The organism is Clostridium sp. JS66, assembly GCF_033561535.1.
Taxonomy (GTDB): Bacteria; Bacillota; Clostridia; order Clostridiales; family Clostridiaceae; genus Clostridium_AM; species Clostridium_AM carboxidivorans.
In genome coordinates, this window is record NZ_CP131467.1 from 3,102,898 (window position 1) to 3,124,224 (window position 21,327).

19 protein-coding genes are annotated in these 21,327 nt (G+C 27.4%); 10 read left to right on the top strand and 9 right to left on the bottom strand.

The window, feature by feature from the left end:
• Positions 1-58: 58 nt before the first annotated feature.
• On the bottom strand, positions 59-235 hold the full coding sequence (locus Q6H37_RS14490) for an aspartyl-phosphate phosphatase Spo0E family protein (RefSeq protein WP_318742784.1): 177 nt from the start codon (positions 233-235) through the stop codon (positions 59-61).
• Between the two features lie 533 nt (positions 236-768).
• Here Q6H37_RS14490 and glpX point away from each other — a divergent pair.
• The 8 genes from glpX to Q6H37_RS14530 all read left to right on the top strand — a co-directional run bounded on the left by glpX (position 769) and on the right by Q6H37_RS14530 (position 7,822).
• Positions 769-1,743: a class II fructose-bisphosphatase gene (gene glpX / locus Q6H37_RS14495; protein WP_318742786.1), complete on the top strand. Its 975-nt coding sequence runs from the start codon at positions 769-771 to the stop codon at positions 1,741-1,743.
• Between the two features lie 380 nt (positions 1,744-2,123).
• Complete coding sequence (locus tag Q6H37_RS14500; protein ID WP_318742787.1) at positions 2,124-2,312, top strand: DUF896 domain-containing protein; 189 nt, start codon at positions 2,124-2,126, stop codon at positions 2,310-2,312.
• 19 nt (positions 2,313-2,331) lie between these two features.
• A complete protein-coding gene (gene hprK, locus Q6H37_RS14505) occupies positions 2,332-3,261 on the top strand; it encodes an HPr(Ser) kinase/phosphatase (RefSeq protein ID WP_318742789.1) in 930 nt (309 codons plus the stop codon).
• Positions 3,251-3,799 carry a 5-formyltetrahydrofolate cyclo-ligase gene (locus Q6H37_RS14510; protein WP_318742791.1) on the top strand — a complete coding sequence of 183 codons (549 nt, stop codon included), beginning with the start codon at positions 3,251-3,253 and terminating at the stop codon, positions 3,797-3,799. The genes hprK and Q6H37_RS14510 overlap by 11 nt, the downstream gene beginning before the upstream one ends.
• 132 nt (positions 3,800-3,931) lie before the next feature.
• Positions 3,932-4,870, top strand: a complete 939-nt coding sequence (locus tag Q6H37_RS14515; RefSeq protein ID WP_318742793.1) for a magnesium transporter CorA family protein — start codon at positions 3,932-3,934, stop codon at positions 4,868-4,870.
• A 197-nt stretch (positions 4,871-5,067) separates the two neighbouring features.
• Positions 5,068-6,468, top strand: coding sequence for an aminopeptidase (locus Q6H37_RS14520; RefSeq protein WP_318742795.1), 1,401 nt, complete (start codon positions 5,068-5,070; stop codon positions 6,466-6,468).
• 212 nt (positions 6,469-6,680) lie between these two features.
• Positions 6,681-7,535, top strand: a complete 855-nt coding sequence (locus Q6H37_RS14525; RefSeq protein WP_318742796.1) for a hypothetical protein — start codon at positions 6,681-6,683, stop codon at positions 7,533-7,535.
• A gap of 59 nt (positions 7,536-7,594) precedes the next feature.
• Positions 7,595-7,822, top strand: a complete 228-nt coding sequence (locus Q6H37_RS14530; protein WP_318742798.1) for a holin — start codon at positions 7,595-7,597, stop codon at positions 7,820-7,822.
• Positions 7,823-7,889: 67 nt separating this feature from the next.
• Here Q6H37_RS14530 and Q6H37_RS14535 read toward each other — a convergent pair whose 3' ends face one another.
• The 4 genes from Q6H37_RS14535 to Q6H37_RS14550 all read right to left on the bottom strand — a co-directional run bounded on the left by Q6H37_RS14535 (position 7,890) and on the right by Q6H37_RS14550 (position 16,181).
• Positions 7,890-8,729 (bottom strand): PHP domain-containing protein, encoded by an 840-nt coding sequence (locus tag Q6H37_RS14535; RefSeq protein ID WP_318742800.1) that lies wholly within the window; start codon positions 8,727-8,729, stop codon positions 7,890-7,892.
• Between the two features lie 38 nt (positions 8,730-8,767).
• Positions 8,768-9,826 (bottom strand): NAD(P)H-dependent oxidoreductase, encoded by a 1,059-nt coding sequence (locus tag Q6H37_RS14540; protein ID WP_318742803.1) that lies wholly within the window; start codon positions 9,824-9,826, stop codon positions 8,768-8,770.
• A 141-nt stretch (positions 9,827-9,967) separates the two neighbouring features.
• Positions 9,968-11,227, bottom strand: coding sequence for a lactate dehydrogenase (locus tag Q6H37_RS14545; protein ID WP_318742805.1), 1,260 nt, complete (start codon positions 11,225-11,227; stop codon positions 9,968-9,970).
• 91 nt (positions 11,228-11,318) lie between these two features.
• Complete coding sequence (locus Q6H37_RS14550; protein ID WP_318742807.1) at positions 11,319-16,181, bottom strand: cytidyltransferase; 4,863 nt, start codon at positions 16,179-16,181, stop codon at positions 11,319-11,321.
• Positions 16,182-16,445: 264 nt separating this feature from the next.
• On the opposite strand from Q6H37_RS14550, the gene Q6H37_RS14555 reads away from it, so the two are divergent.
• Both Q6H37_RS14555 and Q6H37_RS14560 read left to right on the top strand, forming a co-directional pair.
• Complete coding sequence (locus Q6H37_RS14555) at positions 16,446-16,970, top strand: 2'-5' RNA ligase family protein (protein WP_318742809.1); 525 nt, start codon at positions 16,446-16,448, stop codon at positions 16,968-16,970.
• 125 nt (positions 16,971-17,095) lie between these two features.
• The gene (locus tag Q6H37_RS14560; RefSeq protein WP_318742811.1) at positions 17,096-17,509 is read left to right on the top strand and encodes a thioesterase family protein; all 414 of its coding nucleotides are present in this window, start codon (positions 17,096-17,098) and stop codon (positions 17,507-17,509) included.
• Between the two features lie 341 nt (positions 17,510-17,850).
• On the opposite strand, the gene Q6H37_RS14565 is transcribed toward Q6H37_RS14560, so the two are convergent.
• From Q6H37_RS14565 to Q6H37_RS14580, 4 genes are all read right to left on the bottom strand, one after another.
• A complete protein-coding gene (locus tag Q6H37_RS14565; RefSeq protein ID WP_318742813.1) occupies positions 17,851-18,162 on the bottom strand; it encodes a hypothetical protein in 312 nt (103 codons plus the stop codon).
• Positions 18,163-18,257: 95 nt separating this feature from the next.
• The gene (locus Q6H37_RS14570) at positions 18,258-19,217 is read right to left on the bottom strand and encodes an acyl-CoA dehydratase activase (RefSeq protein WP_318742815.1); all 960 of its coding nucleotides are present in this window, start codon (positions 19,215-19,217) and stop codon (positions 18,258-18,260) included.
• A complete protein-coding gene (locus tag Q6H37_RS14575; RefSeq protein ID WP_318742817.1) occupies positions 19,198-20,295 on the bottom strand; it encodes a 2-hydroxyglutaryl-CoA dehydratase in 1,098 nt (365 codons plus the stop codon). The genes Q6H37_RS14570 and Q6H37_RS14575 overlap by 20 nt, the downstream gene beginning before the upstream one ends.
• Position 20,296: 1 nt before the next feature.
• Positions 20,297-21,190, bottom strand: a complete 894-nt coding sequence (locus tag Q6H37_RS14580) for an acyl-CoA dehydratase activase-related protein (RefSeq protein WP_318742819.1) — start codon at positions 21,188-21,190, stop codon at positions 20,297-20,299.
• Between the last annotated feature and the right edge of the window lie 137 nt (positions 21,191-21,327).

Consider the following 21,327-nt stretch of genomic DNA (forward strand, 5'->3'; position numbering starts at 1 on the left):
AGCCTGCAGAATATGATTCTGTAGGTTTTTATTGATTGGCTTTTCATTTTATAAATTATTAAATTGAAAATCTATCTGATTTTCTTATTTTTTCATATTCCAAAATAAGCTTGTCCAACTCTTCACTGCATTGAATTACATCTGTATTGGTAATTTCCTTACAGTTTAACAACATATATAAAGTTTCTTTTAAATAATTAATTTCCAAATCTAAAATTTTTAAATCAATATTCATAATTATATTACCCCATAATTATAATTTATACTTACAAGTATATGTTAATTAAATGTGCTAATAATATTATAAAATTTTATTGATTTAAATTATTAACACTATTACATTTTAACAGATTAAATATATTTATGCAGAGGTTTTGTAAGTCAAATACATACATCAAATTACATAAGTTAACATTATATCTGTAGATAACGTGTGGATTATAGTGTGGAAAAAATGTGCAAAACATGAAAATATGTCCGAAGAACGTTTAAATAGAATGTTTGTAAAAAAATGTAAAAAGAGAATGCTGTCTAAAAGTTTTTTAACTTATAGTGAAATTTTAATGAAAATTTTAATGAAAACTAAAATTGTATATGCAAATAATTAGTATACATAATAAGAGCTTAAAACTTGTTTTATTTGTTAAATATGATATAATATTTAACTATAATGTTCAAAAATATAAAATAGTATATATTAATAAACAGTATATTTAATTATAATAGCAATTAATATACTTAATATAAGATAAGTTGGAGGTAAATTATATGCTTAATACAGATATTGCAATGGGATTAGCTAGAGTTACAGAAGCTGCAGCACTTTGCTCTTCAAAATTTATGGGTAGAGGAGATAAAATAGCAGCAGATCAAGCTGCAGTAGATGGAATGGAAAAGGCTTTTGCTATGATGCCTGTTAGAGGAACTGTAGTAATAGGAGAAGGAGAATTGGATAATGCTCCAATGCTTTATATAGGACAATCGGTAGGTGTAGGAAATGTTGATATGCCTGAAATGGATATAGCTGTTGATCCATTAGATGGTACTATTTTAATAGCTAAAGGATTACCTAATGCTATAGCAGTAGTTGCTATGGGACCTAAGGAAAGTTTATTTCATGCGCCTGATATGTACATGAAAAAAATAGCAGTTGGACCAGGAGCAAAAGGTGCCATAGATATAAATAAAAGTCCTAAAGAAAATATAATAAATGTGTCAAAAGCACTGAATAAAGATATAACTGAAATGACTGTAATTGTTCAAGAAAGGGAGAGACATGATTACATTGTTCAAGCTGCTAGAGAAGTAGGAGCTAGAGTTAAACTTTTTGGTGAAGGTGATGTTGCTGCAGTACTTGCTTGTGGCTTTGAAAATACAGGAGTAGATATATTTATGGGTACAGGCGGAGCACCAGAAGGAGTTATTGCAGCAGCAGCTATAAAATGTATGGGTGGAGATATGCAGGCTAAATTGGAACCACATACAGATGAAGAAAGAGAAAGATGTAAAAGTATGGGTATAAGTGACTTAAATAAAGTTTTACTTATAAATGATCTTGTTAAGGATGATGAAGTTTACTTTGCAGCTACAGGTATAACTGATTGTGATTTATTAAGAGGAGTAGTATTTTCTAAAAATGATTGGGCAACTACTCATAGTGTAGTAATGAGAGCAAAAACAGGTACTATAAGATTTATAGAAGCTCATCATGATTTAAAAAGAAGTAGTTTAGTTGTAAAATGAAGTGATTCTTAGACTCAGGTGGAGTTTGCTTGTGAGGAATACCTCTGAGTCTTAGAAGAACTTATCCAGGCGCGTAGCAGTGCTTATCCCCAATTTGAAGAAGATGGGGTATTAGCAATGGTAGCGATCGGATAAAATAAATTTCAAATGTGAATGATAGGTTAAATATGAAGTGATTTAAATTTAACTTATCATTCTTTTTTTATGGTTACAAATATTTTATTGAATAATTATTCAATAAAAAATATTTATATTTTATATTTCTTCAATTTCCATATTTAACTTAATTAAATAAGTTTTAATATTTATTTTGTTTATAAGTTACATAAATTTTAGTATAATATAGAATGAGAATAAGTAATTTGGCAGGAGTGAATAAAATGAAAATGGATGAAGTAATAGAACAAATAAATTTTTTATACAAGAAAAGTCAAAATGAAGGACTTACAGAAGAAGAAAAAATTAAACAAAAAGAATTAAGACAAATTTATATTGATTCAATCAAAAGAAATTTTAGAGCTCAACTAGATGGCATAAAAAAAGTTCCATCTAATGAAAAATTGAACTGAGAGGAGTTAACATTAAAAAATGGAAGTAACAGTAAAAGAACTAATAAAGGATTTTAACCTTGAAGTTATAAATAAAGGGGAAAGAATTAATAAAATAGATATAAGTGATATAAATAGACCTGGACTTCAATTTGCAGGATTTTATAATTATTATGCTAATGAAAGAATACAAGTGGTTGGAAAAGCTGAATGGAGTTTTTTAGATGCAATGCAGCCAGAACTCAGAAAAAAGAGATTAAAAAAATATTTTGAATTTGATAATCCGTGTACTATAGTAACAAGAGGATTGGTACCTCATAAGGAATTTATGGACAGTGCTATAGAAAATAAAAGGTGGATATTAAGAACAAATACTATTTCTACAAGGTTTGTAAGTAAGCTCATGAATTATCTAGATGATAAATTAGCGCCAGAAACTAGGCTGCATGGTGTACTTGTAGATGTATACGGTATAGGTATTTTGATTACTGGAGAAAGTGGTATTGGTAAAAGTGAAACTGCTCTTGAGCTTATTAAGAGAGGGCACAGATTGGTTGCTGATGATGCTGTAGACATCAAAGAAATTGATGGAGAATTATTTGGTACATCTCCATATATAACCTCAGGTATGATTGAAGTAAGAGGAATGGGGATAATTGATATACCAGCTTTGTATGGAATAAGTTCTATACTAAAAATAAGAAAAATTAATCTTGTTGTATATATTGAGCAATGGAAGGAAGGTGAAAATTATGATAGATTAGGAATTGACAATGAATATGTTAATATACTAAATGTGCCTTTGAAAAAATTGACAATTCCAATTAGACCAGGAAGAAATATAGCTGTAATAATAGAAGCAGCAGCAGCAAACTTTAGATACAGCTTTATTTCAAATATTACTCCTGTAGATATAATAAATCAGAGAATTAATGAAGAAGCTGAAGGAAGGGAATCAGGTGGAAAGTAAAAAATCCATAAGAAAATTAGTACAAGAAAAAAAAGATGTTCTCTCTAAAGATGAAAGAAAAAATTTAGATAATATAATATTTCATAAGGTAATAAATAGTGATGACTATAAAAATTCACATACAATATTTATATTTGTAAGTTATAATAATGAAGTAGATACACATAAAATTATAAAGCAGGCTTTAAGGGATGGAAAAATTTTATGTGTTCCTAAAGTAATATCTAAAGAAGAAGGCATGGATATTGTACAAATAAAAAGCTTTGAGGATTTAAAAGAAGGTGCGTATGGTATTTTAGAACCTGCTAATAATGAATTAAAGATTGAAGAAAATAATATAGATTTATCATATTTACCAGGCTTGGCATTTGATAGAAAAGGTGGAAGAGTAGGCTATGGTGGTGGTTTTTACGATAGATTTTTATTAAAAACAAGAAAAAATTCTAAAAAAATAGGGCTGGCTTATAAATTTCAAGTATTTCCTGAAGTGCCAATGGAAGAACATGATGTTTTTATTAATGGAATAATTACAGATTAAAGCACACAAACTATAAATAGAGATTTGAAATGAAAATTGAGAGTTACTTTAATGATTCTCAATTTTCATTTCTTTAAAGGCCTATAAATAATTTAAGTTCCCATTAAGTTTACTAAATGAGTGGGTGTGTTTATGAAAGTATTGGATATAGCTAATAACTTTAAAGAAATTAAAGAAAGTTTGCAGTTAGGTATGAATCACTATTGGGTACTAATAAAAGCAAATGAATTAAGGAAACTTAGAAATTTTATTTTGTTAGATGAAGAAAGCATACAAGAGTGTAGCAAGTTTGCACAACCATCCAAAATAAGCTTTTTTGATGGATATATTTTTATGAATTTAAATGTATTAAATTATTGTAATGAAACAATTAATTCAAAAGAATTAAATGTTTTTTTAAGCAAAGATTACATAATAACTGTTTATAAAGAAGATATAGATATAATAGAAGAATTTATTCAAGATATTAAGGATTCTAAAAACTGTTTTGTAATAAAAGAAAAACCTAAAGTTTGTATATTACTTTATTATATTTTAGATAGAATAATAGTTAAGAATTATGACATAATAGCTGCTTTAGAGGCTCAAGTAGATGAAATAGAAATAAGTATTTTGAAGGAACCTAAACACGAACAAATAGACAATCTTATAAACTTAAGAAGACAAGTATATAAAATAAGAAAATACTTAAATCCATTAAGATATATAGGGGATAGTTTAGTAAGTAATGATAATATGGTGCTAGAAAAGGAAAATATTATATATTTTATAAATTTGAATAGAAAAATAGATAAATTAATGATGGCACTTGAAAGTCTGGTTCAAGATTTAGCTTTAGTTAGAGAGGCCTTTGAATCTGAAATTGCCAATAAAACAAATGAGCTTATGAAAGTATTTACTATTATAGCAACAATATTTTTACCTTTAAATTTAATAACCAGTATGCATGGTATGAATATGAAGGGGATTCCTTTTGAAAAGATGGAAAATGGTTATCACTGTATGGTAGTAATAATGTTAGTTATAGCTTTAATACTTGTGGGAATTTTTAAGAAGAAAAAATGGCTTTAGTAACAAAATATTTAACAAGTTTCAATGAATTGGTATTTTGAGTAATATTTTTAAAAATATGATTTATTTTAACCATTATTCTAAATTTTATGGTAAAATATATTAAGAAAGCTTTTTAAATTAATATAATATATAAACATAATTGTTATGAGGAACAATGTTCCTTGAATGCTAGATATCGAGAGGGGATTTTAGTTATGAACGAGGATTTAACAAAAAAATATGAATATGCATGGGATAAATATTCTAAAGATGATTTGAAAGATGTATTTCACTTGTCAGATAAGTATAAAACTTTTATGTCAAAATGTAAAACAGAAAGAGAATGCGTAGAAGAATTTATAATTAGAGCAGAAGAAGCAGGCTTTAAAAATTTAGAAGATATTGTATCAAAAAATGGCACTTTAAAGCCAGGAGATAAAGTATATGCAAATAATAAGGGAAAAGGACTAGCATTATTTGTTATAGGAAATAAGAGCTTTGAGGATGGCATGAGAATATTAGGGGCTCATGTGGATTCACCAAGGCTAGATTTAAAACAAAATCCTTTATATGAGGATACTGATATGGCTTTATTTGAAACGCATTATTATGGTGGAATAAAAAAATATCAGTGGGTTACACTTCCTTTAGCTATACATGGTGTCATTATAAAAAAGGATGGTACAAAAGTAAATGTAGCAATTGGAGAAGATGACAATGATCCTGTATTAGGTGTTTCAGACCTTTTAGTGCATTTAGCTTCTGAACAAATGGAAAAAAAGGCAAACAAGGTAATTGAAGGTGAAGATTTAAATGTATTAGTTGGAAGTATGCCAATTGAAGATAAGGAAGCTAAAGATAGAGTCAAACGAAACATATTGAACATATTAAATGAAAAGTATAGTATTGTTGAAGAAGACTTTGTTTCTGCTGAACTTGAAATAGTTCCATCTGGAAAAGCTAGGGATTATGGTTTAGATAGAAGTATGATTATGGCTTATGGACATGATGATAGAATATGTTCATATACTTCTTTTGAAGCTATGCTTAAATTAGAGAAAAGTGATAAAACGTGCGTAGCACTTTTTGTAGATAAAGAAGAGATAGGCAGTGTAGGTTCAACTGGCATGCATTCAAGATTTTTTGAAAATACAGTGGCTGAAGTTATGAACCTTTCTGGAGATTATACAGAATTAAAATTAAGAAGGGCTCTTACTAACTCTAAAATGTTATCTTCTGATGTATGCGCAGCTTTTGATCCTAATTATCCATCAACTATGGAAAAGAAGAATTGTGCTTATTTTGGCAAAGGTATAGTATTTAACAAATATACTGGAGCAAGAGGAAAATCAGGATGTAATGATGCTAATCCAGAATATATAGCACAAATAAGAGCTATAATGGAAAAGCATAATGTTTCATGGCAGACATCAGAACTTGGAAAAGTTGATCAAGGTGGCGGTGGAACTATAGCATATATACTTGCTCAATATAATATGGAAGTTATAGATTGTGGAGTTGCACTTCACAATATGCATTCTCCATGGGAAATAGCAAGTAAAGCAGATATATATGAAACTATGCGTGCTTATTATTCTTTTTTATTGGAAGCATAGAAAAAGGTATAAGTAATAAAAGTTAAGAATTTAAAGATTAAACAGTTTAATTATTAAAAATATAACACTTGAAACTTAAAATGCACCTAAATGTTAGGCTTTATATTTAACATTTAAAGGTGCATTTTCCATATACAAAAGAAATAAAAGAAAAAATAGCATATTTTTGTCTTGGAATAATATGGTATAATTATTATGAGAGGTGAGAAAATATGGGATTAAATTTTAAAAAGAGTATTAAAATAGGTAAGGATATTGTAATTAATTTTAACAAAAATAGTGGAATAAGTATTTCTAAAGATGCTAAACATAGTAAATTTAAAACAAATAAAAATAATGTATCAAATAAAGAAATAATACAATATAAAAAAAATACTGTAAAGCATACAATTAAGAGCTCTGGAGGAAAAAATAATAAATTCAGAGAAAACGTTATCGATGCAAGAAAAGGTCATATTTTATTAACGATTTCCATATGTATTTCATTGTTTTTTGGATTTGTTAATCCTATATTTTTAATTGTTACTATTATTCCAATATTATATATGTTTATCAGTAAACGTGGCAGGCAGAGAATGTATATATCAGCTTCAGTACACAATTTACAGGCATTAAAAATAGACAAGGCAGAAAAATATTTAAAAAAGGCTAAAAGGGTACTTGACAATGAATTAATATTTGAATTGGAAGAAGATATAAATAATGTAAAAAATAAAAACTCAAATAAAGGAAAATCTTTAATTATAGAATATAAAGATATTTTATTTAATAAACAAGTTAAAAGAAATTGTAAGGCTAGAGAATTTGAAGCACAAGGTGATATAAATAGTGCTATAGACTTGTATGAATTAAACATTAAAGAAGGATTTACAGAAATAGTTTCATATGAAAGGTTGATGGAGTTATATGAAAAACAAGAAAAATATGATGATGAGATTAGAGTAATAAATAAGGCTATAGAAGTATTCAAAAATATATGGAAAGATAAAATTGATAAGCAATCTGAAATGGAAATGTTCACATCAAGGTTAGAAAAAATTAAAGTATTAAAAGAAAAATTGTATTGATACAAATTAGTAACAAAAGCTTTTCCTAATGAATACAATGCATTGGGAGGAAGTTTGTTATGAACAATAATAGATTTAAGAATTATGGCTTGTGGGTTTCTATAGCAGCATTTATTCCGCTACTCTTAAATAGTTTTGGCATAGATGTTCTTCCTAAAAACTATAGTGATGTAGTAAATGCGCTGCTTGCAATTTTAGTAACAGCAGGAATTTTGAACAACCCTCAGACTGAATCAAAAGGATATCTTGATGACAAGAAAACTGAAGAAAATAAAGACAGTAAATAAAAATATTGCGAAGCAATATTTTTAGGGGATAATTGTCCTCTAAAAAGTGCTTCGCATTATGCTTATATTATATCTCTTCAAGTTTTTGCAAAAATATTTTAATGTCTTCTTCTTCTAAAAAAACTTGACCTATTTTTAAAGCATGTTTTGAATCATCCTTAGTCATACCATGAAAATCAGAACCAGCTGTAATTATTTTATTATATTTTTTAGCTAAAGCTTTAAAATTTTTTGTGTCACTAGGTTCATTCATAGAATAAATAGCTTCAATTCCATCAAAAGGCATATTTAAAAGTTCTGCAACATCTATATTTTTTATTAAAATAGGGTGTGCAAGTACTACTAAAGCATTATGATCTTTTAAAATTTTTATGCCTTCCTCAGTACTCAATTTTTTATTTGGTACATAAGCAGGACTATTTTCGCCTATGAAATTTTTAAAAATGTAATCCCATTTATAGTTATAACCAGCAGCTATTATTGCTTTAGCAATATGGGGTCTTGCTATAATGCCTTCAGCATCATCTAATATTTTTTCATAGTTTAATTTTATGTTGAAAAATTTATCTAAGTTTTCAACTATTTTTTTACCTCTATAAGTTCTATATTCATTCATATCTTTTAAATAATCTTTTAATTTACAGTCTATTTGTGTAATGTCATTAAAGTAGCCTAAAATGTGAATGTTTTCTTTAAAGTATAAAGTTGACAATTCTAATCCAGGTATTACCTTAATTCCAAGTTTTTCGCCCTCAAGTACTGCTTCAAGAACTCCATATATAGTATCATGATCTGTAATGGACATTATATCTATATTTTCTTTTGAAGCCATGTTAACTAACTCTTTAGGAGAAAAATTCCCATCAGAAGCTGTAGTGTGTAAATGAAAATCTCCTTTTTTGTACAATGAAATCACCTACTTGTTAAAATTTACTGTATATATCATTATACTCCGTTAATTAGACGTTTTGCAAAATTTTCTGCTTTAGAAGTTATATTTTCTATTTTAAATATAGCTTTTGGGTTATTAGCAGTTTCGGTAATTATGGCATGGGCAGGCAGCATAAATCCCTTATTTATATTTAAGGCACCAATGAGTTGCTTGGCTACAGAATCACTGCCGGAATTTCCAGATACAATTATACCAAACATAGATTTATTATGGAAACTCATTTTATTATACAGTACTGTAATTCTATTTATCACTGCAGTTAAATTAGCAGCAATAGCATCATTATAATTAGGACAAAGCAATACTATTCCATCAGCTTCCTCTATAGCTGGAATTACATTGTCTACCATAAAGCCACCATAAAAGCATTTATTTTGTTTACCATAATGTAAACATAATTTATAAGAACAACCTTTACAATCAAGTATTTTACCGTTTTCAATGTGTATTTCCTTTATTATGAAATTATTTAAGTGTTTAGATATCATATGCCATAAATCTAAAGTGTTAGAAAACTTGTGAGTAGAAGAGTATAAAACTGTAATCTTTTTCTTATGTTCCGTTAAAAGTATAGGCTTTTCATATTCTGAAAGCCTTTTTCCAAGATCGTAGGATAACTTTAAACAAATTTCTTCTAAGGGGATGTTTAGGTTTTTTTGCCAATTTAAAAAGTTTTTTAAGCTTTTAGTAGCTTCAATTATAGGATGGCCTAAAAATTTGCATCCTAAGTTATTGGAAATAAAGATAACATCTTGAGCAGCCCTTTTAGTTCCCAGTTCTGAATTACTGTTTATAAGTAGTGTACCTATAGAATTTTCAAAAGCATTTTTATCATTAAGTTTTAATTTTTTTAAAAATGTAAGCATAGGTAAGTCAAAGCCATTAACATCTAGCTCAAGTAAAAATAGCAATTTTTTATTTTTTAAATCTAATGAATGTGTAAGATTTTTTATATACTTGATAGAGTGAAAGTTTTTTATAAAGTTTTCAGTCATAAGTTTAAGTCTATCTGACAAATCATCATTTGGTGATATAACATATAAAGTCCCCATAATTAAACCTCCCCAATCAGCAAAAAAATAAATAATTAATTTTTTATAAAATTATATTTAAAGTAGATAACGCAAAATATTTATTAAAATGGATTAATAATTTAAGTTACAGTTATCTACAAAATTTTTACACTTGTAGAGTTAATGATTATTTGATATTTCAAAAGAAAGTAATTTGTTATAAGTATTTTCTAGTCTGTTAAAAAGCTTAGAAGGCATATTTTTATAAGTTTCAAGTTCTATACCAGAAGTTAGTAATCGATTTCGACAGCCCATAAAAGCACCTCCTAAGAAAGTAGCACTATAATGCCAATCACTTTTAATAGTCGCAATAATTGAAAGAGCACCAGAAGATAGGGCAGGGGCTATGTAAGGTTTAAAACCTAAAGAACGAACTTCTAAATTAGATTTTATTGTTTTTTCAGTGAGATATTTAGAAATTTCTTCATTATAGTTATCTATACTATCTGCAATAACAAGGTGTTCTCCATGAGGGCCAAAAGCTCTTCCTTCTTTTAAATATTGAATGCAGTCATTTCTTTGTGAAGCATAATATGAAGCTCTGGCATTCATAACACCAAGTCCATAGCCTCTAATTTGTTCAGGTAAAAGATGTTCATTTAATGCTGCTTTGCAAAGTAAATCTACAGGGTCAGATACAACAGAAAAAATTCCTTTAAAATTTTTTTCTTTAGCTAGTTTGGCGTAGTATCTAACTATTTTTGAATTACCATCAAATTGAATTAAGCGTACATCAGAAGATTCCTTACCAACTTCAGGTACACCTACAGAAACGCAGAAAATGAACATGTTGCAGTTGAATAAATCTTTTTCATCTGCTGGAACTACAGGAGGGTAGAATATTGTTGGATCAGGAGAGAGTATTTGATTGCATTCAAAATACCATCTTTTAATTTTATTTTCATCTTTATCATATACATTAATTTGAGATATACAATCTCCTCCTAAAAGTCGCAACCCTGTAATTAAGGTGCCTCCTACATCACCTAAACCAACTATTGTTACATTCCATTTTTTAAAATGTTGATTTTTATCCTTAACGGGAAAGGATTCATTTAGACCTTCATGCCAATTATCATAATTTGTATTTAATGATATGACTCTTCTTTCTTTAATAGCATTTTGAATGAAGGAGGGCAAATTTGAGCTGCCACAATTAGTATTTTTAAGTGAATCTAAATTTTCTTCCTTTATAAATAAATTTTCTTCAGAACTAACACAAAAGTTTCTTCTTGATTTGTTAGAATCTAATTTATTTAAAGCAAACATAGGACCTTTATAATTATAGGCATAGTCTTCAGAAACTTCATTTAAATTGTAAGGTTCATTTGATATAAGCAATTTATTATCTAGAATATAGTAAAACAAATTAGTATTCATTAAAAACACTCCTTTTTGTAGTATATCTAAAAAATAATAGATTAAATATATATCAATATATTTATCCATTATTTTTTAGATGTATTATAATTTAATTATCAAAAGCAAGATTCATTCTAAGCAATAATTCTAAATCATTTTTCAAGTAGCTGGAAGGATTTAAATTTAAATTATAATCTATATTTGCACCATGGTCAGGGCACCTAGGTGTGGTGAAAACCTGACCTAAAGAAGATAAAGTTAAGTTCTTTTCATGCAAAATATGATATTCATCTTCTAAAACTTCCAGTATTGAAATAGAATTTTCAATAGAAATTTTAGATAGATTAAATATAGCAGATTTTGAAGTATTCCTTACAAATGTAGGATAAGTGTATGGCAATATTAAATTTATAGATGGAAGGAGATTTCTTTCAGGATAAACTCCACGCCATAATGCATCTCCACCTATAAATGGATATAAGGAATTTTCACTAAACCATAATTTTAGTCTTGGTATAAAATAAACACTTTCCACATCTCTACTTTGCATATCCATAAGATCTTTTCCTCTTCCAGATAACACACCTACAATAATTTTTTTGACCTTTACATCTTCACCCTTAAAAATTGGATCTAAAGCTTTAATCCTGTATCCTTTGTGTAGTAGATTATCAACTAATATTACTGGTTTTCTAAAGGATTTAATCATTTTTACTTGGGTTTTTAAATTTAAATAATGAGGAAACTCTCCAATATTAAAGTTTTTCATATCAGGATAAAATAATTTTTCAGTGTGAAGAGCTTTAGTAACTGTATTAGGTATAACATATCTTTCAAGTATATCTCCATAAGGAACACACATAGCATCACCAAGTTTTCTTGGTACTAAATTTTCTGTAGGTACTAAATTTTCTTTGCATATTTTTCTTATCATGCACTGATATACAAAATTCACATCGAAAGGGAGAACTAATTCTCCTGGATAAAGCTTGGTTATAGCTTCCATAAGTCTTTTTCGTGATTGATTAAGTACATTTCTAACTTTAGGATTAGTTCTAAAAGGACTTTTTATTATATTTTGTATATCTAAGTTTAATATACAAGGATTGCTCATGTTTACAGCGTAAACAGGATTGCTGTCATCGCAAAAAGGAACCTTTACAAATCCATAATGCTTTAGCAAGTTATAAATATTTTCTGAAGCCAGTTCCTTATTAAACATATTTTTGTAAATAGCATATTCATAATCTTCAGCTATACATGAAGATAGAGTTTGAGTTAAAAGAGTTTGTTCTAACTGCTTGTTTTTATCAAAATTATTTATAAATATGCCGCTTATTAAAATAATTCTACCTGAACTTTTTTCACGTATATATTGAGATACTTGAGAATTTTTAAATTCTTCATAAAGCATAGCAGATCGAATCCAGTGAACAATTGAAAAACCAAGTATTTCTCCTGTAACAGTATTTTTAAGAAGTACTATCTTGGCAGATGGCTTAAGAGTTATATCCATCAACGTTTTTTTGAAGGTACTATCTGCATTAACAGTGTAACTGCATAGTTTATTAATTATATCCTCATTAAAATCTTCTATTGTTTCAGCGTCTAACCATAATGATTTAATTGAGGATTTATCCTGAGATTCTCTTTGATAAAAACCATTGCTATATATATATTGCTCAGACATAGGGTCTACAAGACTGGATATATCTCTATTTTCATCAATATAATTTCGTATTTGTGTAGAACTTATTTCTGAATACTTAGAAGAAAGAGTTAGAATTAGTACATCACCTTCTATGTTTTTTACTGCATCATTAAATTTTGAACTTTTTCCTCTTTCAAATATTATATGAGAAAAAGTTTGTATTGAATTTTCTGTTTTAGGAAGTTTATAGCTGGAAGCATTAAGTAATACATCACTACCTATACATATATATACCTTGGAGTTTGGAAAATTATCCTTTAAAACTTTTAAATTGTCAGTATTTGATATATTAGTAGGATATATATCCGGGTACATATATATATTTAATTCAGATGATATTGAAATATTAACTAAATTTCCTCTTAAAAGACTTGGAAGTGTTTTTTTAGACCAAGAAAATTCGTCTATTGCTAAATACACCTCAAATCCCAAATCTCTTATATGCTTTGCTATCTCCATATGGCTTAAAGAAAAAGGATCAAAAGTTCCAGGGAAAAATGCTACCTTAGGTGGAATAGGCATATTTATACTTCCTTTAGAAAAAGTAAAATCAGATATAAATCTATAAATATGATTTAAACTAGCTGATCTCGTTAAAAACAATAATTCATGTCTATCATTACCTGTAATTAGAGTAAGAACTTTTTTTGCAATGAGCTTAAATATGAATTCTTTTTTTTCTAGATTCATAAAAGAACTTCCGAAAATATATTTACCTATAACACTAAATGCAGATTGTTTAACCTGTGGATCGTAATTTCCAAGTCCATTTAGAAGAATTCCAAGCATTTTATTTAATCTTTCATAATAGAAAATTTCATTTTCATAAAAACGATTTTTGTAAATATTATAATTTGATATACATATACCAACAGTTTTTAATATGAGAGATTTTAAATTTGAATTAGAGCTTTTAACTTTAATTATACAATCATCTATGATTTCATCTAATTCTTTAGGTTGAAGCCATAAAATAGCTTGACCTGTATACCTTGGTATATACTCCGTAAATTTATTACCTTCTATTTCAAGAGCTCTTATCAATTCTACAGCAACTTCATTTCTTTCAGCTAAAGTTAAATAGGGCATAATTTCTAAAATAGCACTTCCTGCACAGTTTCTTACACTTTCAATTGCGCTTACCTTTAATAAATTACAAAAATGTATAGCAGTATGAAGTCTACTGGATTGAGGAGCTTTAAGTGCATGGCGTAAAAGAAGTTCTACGTGATTCCTCTTTCTTATCCAATCTGTAGCGGTTTTCAAATTATTTAAGAATATATCCGTAACTGCTTTATTGCTAATTTCACAGTAATGCTTGAATAAACTTATGTTATTGTATAAATTTAATGCAGTACTTATTTTAAGCAAAAGTAAATTTTCAGCTGGAATTTTACTTTTGGTGTTTATAACAGAAAAATATTCGCTTAATTTTCTTATAAAAAGGTTATTCTTTGGTAGTTTTTCTATAAGGCACAAAATAGTTTCTAAAGCTTCCAATCTTAAGGTACTATTTCTCTTTTTTATTTTAGAAAAAATATAATTAAAAATTATTTCTATATTATCATTATCATCACTTAGCGGTATACACTTTGTAGTTTCAAGTAAAAATAGTTCACAATCTGTACTTTTATAATTATCATTTTTATAAAACTCCAATATGGCCTTTTTGTAATGGTTAATGAATGACTTTTTACAGTTCATGAATAATGAATTTACCATTATGCTAATACTGTATCCAATATTAAATTTATGTAAAGGAATGATTTTATGACCTGGACATAACATAAGACTTAAGTATTCATTTAATAAATCAATACTGCTTATTGAACCATAGTGAAATTGTACATTTTCAGGAATTTCCTTTCTGTAATCTTCGTCGAAAAGAGCAATAAGGTTTCCGATTAGTTCAGCACAATGCCTTCTTATATCATCTTCGGGATGTATTAAGTTTTCATACAAAAACCTAATAGTTTGTGTTTTTTGTTTTTGAGTAAGGTAAGTGGAGTATTCTTGAAAGATTCTTATATATTCTCTAAGGTTTTTCCAATCAGTTTCACTACGAGCTAATTCTAATATGATATCAAGAGAATATTCATCACGAAGATGATGCATAAGATTAATATTGTGCTTTACAGATAAATATTTTAAATTTTGAACTATATCATCTCCCTGAAGAAGAGCATAGTTTTGTTTTTCTTTTTTTATAATGTTAAAGTTTGTCTTAGGTTCTATGTCAGCTCCTAAACTTAATATAAAGTCTTCAAAGTCTTTTAATTTAGAATAAACCTTTTTGTATCGTTTACATTTTTCATCATCTACATTTTCCAGTTTATCTAAGATTACATAAAAAGCATTTTCAAGAGAAAAAAGCTTCATGTTTGGAACATTATTATTAAATTCATTTTTAACTCTAAAATCAGAATATATCAAAAGTAAAGATTCCAAAGATAAATTTTCAAGCTCTAAATCCCATGTAGAATGGTTTATAGCTATATTTCTTATGTAATTTATGCCATATTTTTGAAACCATTGATCAGTATAGTAATAATGAAGACGGGGAACTCGTTTAAGTTCAGCACCTTTGCATCCATATTTTCCTATGTCATGACCAGCTGCGGCACCTGAAACTCTTCCTAAATCTACAGGCATTCCTATAATTTTTAGTTGACGAGCTATGAAAAGAGAAAGATAATGAACTCCACATACATGATCTAAAGTATTGAATCCTGTTATTTCTCCATTTATTTTCATCATTTCATAAATGAAATCATCTTTGAAAGCTTTAATAAATTTTCTATATTCCTCTGGATATTCTAATTCATTTTCTTCTTCTAAAGTTAAAAAATTCATTGGATAAATACTTTGCCAACTATTATCCTTAGAACTTTTTTGAGTTTCACATATAACTCTAAAAATTCTTAAATAAACCTCACAAGGAGAATTTAATTTCTCTATAAAACTTATAGAAACAGTTTCAGGAAAGGTTTTATTGAGAGTATATTGATATATGTAATTAATCCAATCAGAAGGGGAAGTATCACCAGCCATTTCTTCAAGCATATTTTTACATAAATTTAAAGCTGCTTTAGCAGAAAAATCTCCAGTTTCTATAATAGTTTTTAATTCATCAATAAACTCTTTGGTTTTAATATGTTTATCTATAAAGGTTTTATCTACATTCCATTTTTGAAGCCATTTTATACTTGCAAGTTTTCTAACTATTTTGTTGTATACTTGACCATAAGATAAATTAATCATATGAACCTCCTCAAAGAATTTCTTACAAAGATTATATACTTTATGTAAACTTTTTTCAAAACATTTTTATGTTAAATATAAATTAAAGGTATTAAATTTTATGATAAATGCTTTTGGGGCTAAAAATAGGGAGTTATATTAACATACTAAATATTATGTTAACTAAATAAAAGTAAACTACAAAATTAAAAAAATAATATAATAAATATAAAATAAAAATTAAACAATAATAAAAAATAAAATAATTAATAGGAGGAAGAGTAAATGAATAGATATGTTTTAGTATGTGTACTAGGTGGTGAGATTTTAAATTTTCATAAAGAAATAAGAAGTGATGTTTGCTATAAATTTAATAAAAGGCCTCAAAAGCTTCCAGCACATTTTACTATAAAGGCTCCTTTTGAAACAGATAACATAGATGAAATGATTAAAGTTTTAGATGAGTTTTCAAAGGATAGAAAAAAAGCACCTATTAAAATAGATGGCTTTGGAAAGTTTAGAGAAGATGTAGTATATATGAATTTAGAGTTGTCAGATGAAGCTAAAAAAATTCATGATGAACTCATAGATGAGCTGTCAAAAATATCTTGGATTGAGTTCAAACCTAATGAAGGAAAAAATAAAATTTTCCATTGCACCATAGTATCTAGAAGGATTCGGGATAAATTTAAGGAAATATGGGAATATGTAAATCAACATGAATGTAATTTTGAAAGCTATTTTGATAATATTTCACTATATAAGTGGAACAATAATACTTGGGAATTATATAAAAAATATGAAATATAAATATTTCTCTAAGTTATATAAAATTCTATACTATGGACAAAGTTTTTAATAATAGTAAAATAAGTATATAATGAAATTTTAAGCTGCTAAAATATAGAATTTTACATAATGATAGGAGAGATAAGATGTACACAAGTGAAACAAAACTTACTGTAAGATATGTAGAAACTGACAAAATGGGAATAGTTCATCATTCTAACTATTATCCATGGTTTGAATTAGCTAGGGGAGACTTTATTAAAAAAATTGGTATGAAATACAGTGAAATGGAAAGCTTGGGACTTATGATGCCTTTAGTGGAAAGTTACTGCAAGTATTACGAAGGAGCAAAATATGAAGATGATATTATAATTGAAACTTCTATAGAAAAAATTACTCCTGTAAAAGTTATTTTTAATTACAACGTTATAAGGGAATTGGATGGAAAGCTTTTGGCTAAAGGAAAAACAACACAAACTTTTATAGATAAAGATTTTAAAATAGTAAATTTAAAAAAGAAATATTCAGATCTTTGGGAAAAGATACAGCAGTTAAAATAGTAACCAATAATGTAAGTAGTACATAAAATGGCTTTGAGAAGTATATTATTAGTATCGTGTAGTTATATGATATTAATCTAGGAGGTTTACTTATGCTTTTAAAAGCACTTTTAAGTACTCTTATAGTTTTAATAATAATACTTATAGTTATATCTACAGCTATTTATAAAGTTTTAAATGAAAATAAAAGAAATATAAAACATAAATAAAAATGGCAAATTATTAAAGTATATTTGTATATATAATATTAAAGTAACTTTTAAAGTAAAAAAATATAACTGCAAATTCTAAATGCAGTTATATTTTTAAATTTGAATGTATAACATTTACATACAATGTATTTACCTGCAGCAATAACATGGGTAATATGGGTAACATCCAAAGTATGGATAACAACAATTGCAGCAGTGCCTGCGACGTCTATGTCTATATCCTTCAAGTTCAGAATCAGATTCATCATCTTCTCTAGGGTACATAAACATCGATTGATTTTGCATCATTGAACAATAATTCATGTAAGGACAATAAAATGTTTGTTTAGAAGAGTTTTCTTCCTCATTATTACGGTTCAGATTATCTCCATCGGTGTTTTGTTTATTTTCTTCCTCAACGATGTCCTTTTTAGTATCTTGATTATCATTTTTGCTGCTCATGTATATACCTCCAAAAATCTTAACTACATTAGTATCATATGCAGCAAATCAAAAAATGTTACTAAAATTACATAATTTTATTTAAATTAATTATTTTAACCAGCTAAATTGTTGCTCCATTTTCCGCATCTATCACCAAAACAACCTAAAATAGCTTCATCAGATTGGATTTTTATTATTTCACATCTATTAGAACATCCTTTGCATTCAAAACTTTTAGAATTAAAGTTCATATTTGATAAATTAAAGCCTTTAAATTTAGTTTTAAAATTCGTTTTTGATAATAATTCTTTAGATAAAATTGCAGCACCAATAGCACCCATAACTTTAAAATTTGGAGGTATTGTAACTTTTAAATCTAATGAATTTTCAAAAGCTGCTTTCATTCCTATATTTGCAGCTACTCCTCCTTGAAAGAATATTTCAGAACGTATTTCTTTTCCTTTTCCAACATTATTAAGATAATTTCTAACTAATGCTTCACAAAGTCCTCTTATAATGTCTGATTCACTATAACCAAGTTGTTGTTTATGTATCATATCTGATTCTGCGAAAACAGCACATCGCCCAGCTATACGTACAGGATTTTTGGATTGTAAAGAATAATTTCCAAACTCTTCAATTGGAATATCTAATCTTTCTGCCTGTCTGTCAAGGAATGATCCTGTACCTGCAGCACATACTGTATTCATAGCAAAATCAGTTACAACACCATCATTTAAAGTTATTATTTTTGAATCCTGTCCTCCAATTTCTATGATGGTTTTTACATTATTATTTACATGTAGAGCAGCTACAGCATGAGCAGTTATTTCATTTTTTATTACATCTGCTCCAATTAAGAAAGAGCATATATGTCTTCCACTTCCAGTTGTACCTACAGCTTTAATTTGTTCATTGCAGTATTTTTTTTGCAAAATTTTAAAACCTTCTTGAATTGCATTTATAGGCTTACCTTTAGTTCTTAAATATAAAGATTCAACTACATTGATATTTTCATCTACTATAACAATATCAGTACTTACAGAACCTACATCAACTCCCATATAATACATTTCTTTGTCTCCTTTCTAATAAATCTAAAAATGCTTCTATTCTAGTTAAATAACCTGCATCACCAGTCATTTCATCTACCACTAAGGTCATAATAGGAAAATTTTTATCCTTAGAAATATTAGGTAGTATGGACTTAGAAACAATTTCTGGCATACAGCCCATAGGCATAATTTGAATAGCTCCATCGCAACCATTTTTTTCAGCTAGCAAAGCTTCACCAATACATTCTTTTGCATATCCGCCAATGGGTATGGGAATATAATTTTTTGAAATCTTTTTTATATCTAATGAATTCACTTTAAAAATACCTAATATAGTATTTTTAATCCACCAACTTGGGGAAAGCTGTCTAATGCTTGACACACCGTAATTCATAAGTTTATCTTCAATATATAGATTTGAAAATGGTTCTATTATAGTGTAAATTTCTCCAATTATAGCTACTTTAAGAGGTTTTTTACTTTTGTCTAAAGGAATATCCTCTATAATTGCTTTATACCTTTTAAAATGTTTTAACATATTATCAGGCGTATTACAATAAAATGCTTCATCCTTACATTGATTTAAAATTTTTTTGAAAATTCCTTTAGTAACTTCGTAACCTACAGCTAATTTACAATATGATTCAATGCTATCTATTATATTTATAATTTTATAAGCTTTATAAAGTATATTTAATTTTTCTTTAAGTCCTATAGAACTTTGAGATGATATTTTATTAAATCTATTTATAAATTCCATAAACCCTATAGAACTTGGTTTATCAAAAACTACAAAATTTAAATTATAGCCTAAATTTTTGAGTATATTCATTTGAAGTTCAGAATACTCTCCAAATCTACAAGGACCACAACTTCCTACAGATAGTATAGTATCAGCACCATTTTCAATGCCTTGAATATAATTCCCTAACATTATTTTAAATGGAAGGCATATTTCTTCAGGAGAATATTTTGAACCTATTTCTAAGGCTTTTCTATTGCTAGAAGGTGGAATTATATAATCTATTTGAAGTCCATCAAATATTGCTTTAAGTGCAAAGCATGTATTACCTAAGTGAGGAAAGGTAACTTTCATTTTAAATGTACCTCCTTTCAAGCATATCTGCAAAGGCTTCTAAACGTGTATAAAAGCCTGCTTCGCCAGTTTGCTCATCTACTTTTAATATTAAAAATGGAAAATGTGATAGTTGATTTTTTATTAATTCAATTGTTACAGAATCTATTCCACAAGCAAAAGATGAAATGTATATTACTCCATTTACTTTTTTATTCAGCGCCACATATCTTGAGAATCCATAAGAATTTCTTGTAAAAGTCCAAAAAGGTTTTTTAAATAAGCTTTTAATTTGGCTATTTATTTTATCCTTTTGTATAAAATCTTCTGTAACTACACCTATGCCAAGACTATTCAACTTTTTTACTAAATTCATGTTTGCAAATTTATCATAAATATTATAAGGATGTCCTACTAGGGCTACATTTAATTTAAATCCAGTATCTTTTATACCATTTTTATATTCTATTTGAGCTTCAATAGCTCTTTTATAAGCTTTTTGTATTTTAAAATAATTTTTAGTTATGTATGTGCCCATTTTAAAAATACAAATTTTAAAATAGCTATGTGAAAAAGCATAAATGGGGTAAGTTATGCATTTTGGCATATTAGGTACATCATTTAATATCATTTCTGGAAGTCCACAAAATTTAGGACAAATATACTCTTTTTTATTAAGACACATTATACGTGGTATAAGCATAATATCACATTTATTTTTTAAATAAGCTACATGTCCGTGAAAAATTTTAATAGGTAAGCAAGCTTCATCTACGGAATATTTTACTCCCATATTTAAAATATCTTTATTGGTTTCAGGAGAAGTTACAATATCTGCACCTAACTCTGTGAAAAAGGTATTTATAAATGGGTGGTACTTGCAATATAATAAGCCTTTTGGTATGCCAATTTTCAAATTAAACACTCCTTGTTTTATGCTGATAGTTAAGTTGGTTAATACATACTTTTAATTCAAATAAATCCATGTAAAACTAGAATATATACTATATTATATTTTTTTCTAATTCATGAAATATTATTCAATATTTATGG

What these genes read in the sequence shown, in the direction of transcription:
- Q6H37_RS14490 (WP_318742784.1), bottom strand. Translation starts at nt 235, where the DNA reads ATGAATATTGATTTAAAAATTTTAGATTTGGAAATTAATTATTTAAAA.
- glpX (WP_318742786.1), top strand. Translation starts at nt 769, where the DNA reads ATGCTTAATACAGATATTGCAATGGGATTAGCTAGAGTTACAGAAGCT.
- Q6H37_RS14500 (WP_318742787.1), top strand. Translation starts at nt 2,124, where the DNA reads ATGAAAATGGATGAAGTAATAGAACAAATAAATTTTTTATACAAGAAA.
- hprK (WP_318742789.1), top strand. Translation starts at nt 2,332, where the DNA reads ATGGAAGTAACAGTAAAAGAACTAATAAAGGATTTTAACCTTGAAGTT.
- Q6H37_RS14515 (WP_318742793.1), top strand. Translation starts at nt 3,932, where the DNA reads ATGAAAGTATTGGATATAGCTAATAACTTTAAAGAAATTAAAGAAAGT.
- Q6H37_RS14520 (WP_318742795.1), top strand. Translation starts at nt 5,068, where the DNA reads ATGAACGAGGATTTAACAAAAAAATATGAATATGCATGGGATAAATAT.
- Q6H37_RS14525 (WP_318742796.1), top strand. Translation starts at nt 6,681, where the DNA reads ATGGGATTAAATTTTAAAAAGAGTATTAAAATAGGTAAGGATATTGTA.
- Q6H37_RS14530 (WP_318742798.1), top strand. Translation starts at nt 7,595, where the DNA reads ATGAACAATAATAGATTTAAGAATTATGGCTTGTGGGTTTCTATAGCA.
- Q6H37_RS14540 (WP_318742803.1), bottom strand. Translation starts at nt 9,826, where the DNA reads ATGGGGACTTTATATGTTATATCACCAAATGATGATTTGTCAGATAGA.
- Q6H37_RS14545 (WP_318742805.1), bottom strand. Translation starts at nt 11,227, where the DNA reads ATGAATACTAATTTGTTTTACTATATTCTAGATAATAAATTGCTTATA.
- Q6H37_RS14550 (WP_318742807.1), bottom strand. Translation starts at nt 16,181, where the DNA reads ATGATTAATTTATCTTATGGTCAAGTATACAACAAAATAGTTAGAAAA.
- Q6H37_RS14555 (WP_318742809.1), top strand. Translation starts at nt 16,446, where the DNA reads ATGAATAGATATGTTTTAGTATGTGTACTAGGTGGTGAGATTTTAAAT.
- Q6H37_RS14560 (WP_318742811.1), top strand. Translation starts at nt 17,096, where the DNA reads ATGTACACAAGTGAAACAAAACTTACTGTAAGATATGTAGAAACTGAC.
- Q6H37_RS14565 (WP_318742813.1), bottom strand. Translation starts at nt 18,162, where the DNA reads ATGAGCAGCAAAAATGATAATCAAGATACTAAAAAGGACATCGTTGAG.
- Q6H37_RS14570 (WP_318742815.1), bottom strand. Translation starts at nt 19,217, where the DNA reads ATGTATTATATGGGAGTTGATGTAGGTTCTGTAAGTACTGATATTGTT.
- Q6H37_RS14575 (WP_318742817.1), bottom strand. Translation starts at nt 20,295, where the DNA reads ATGAAAGTTACCTTTCCTCACTTAGGTAATACATGCTTTGCACTTAAA.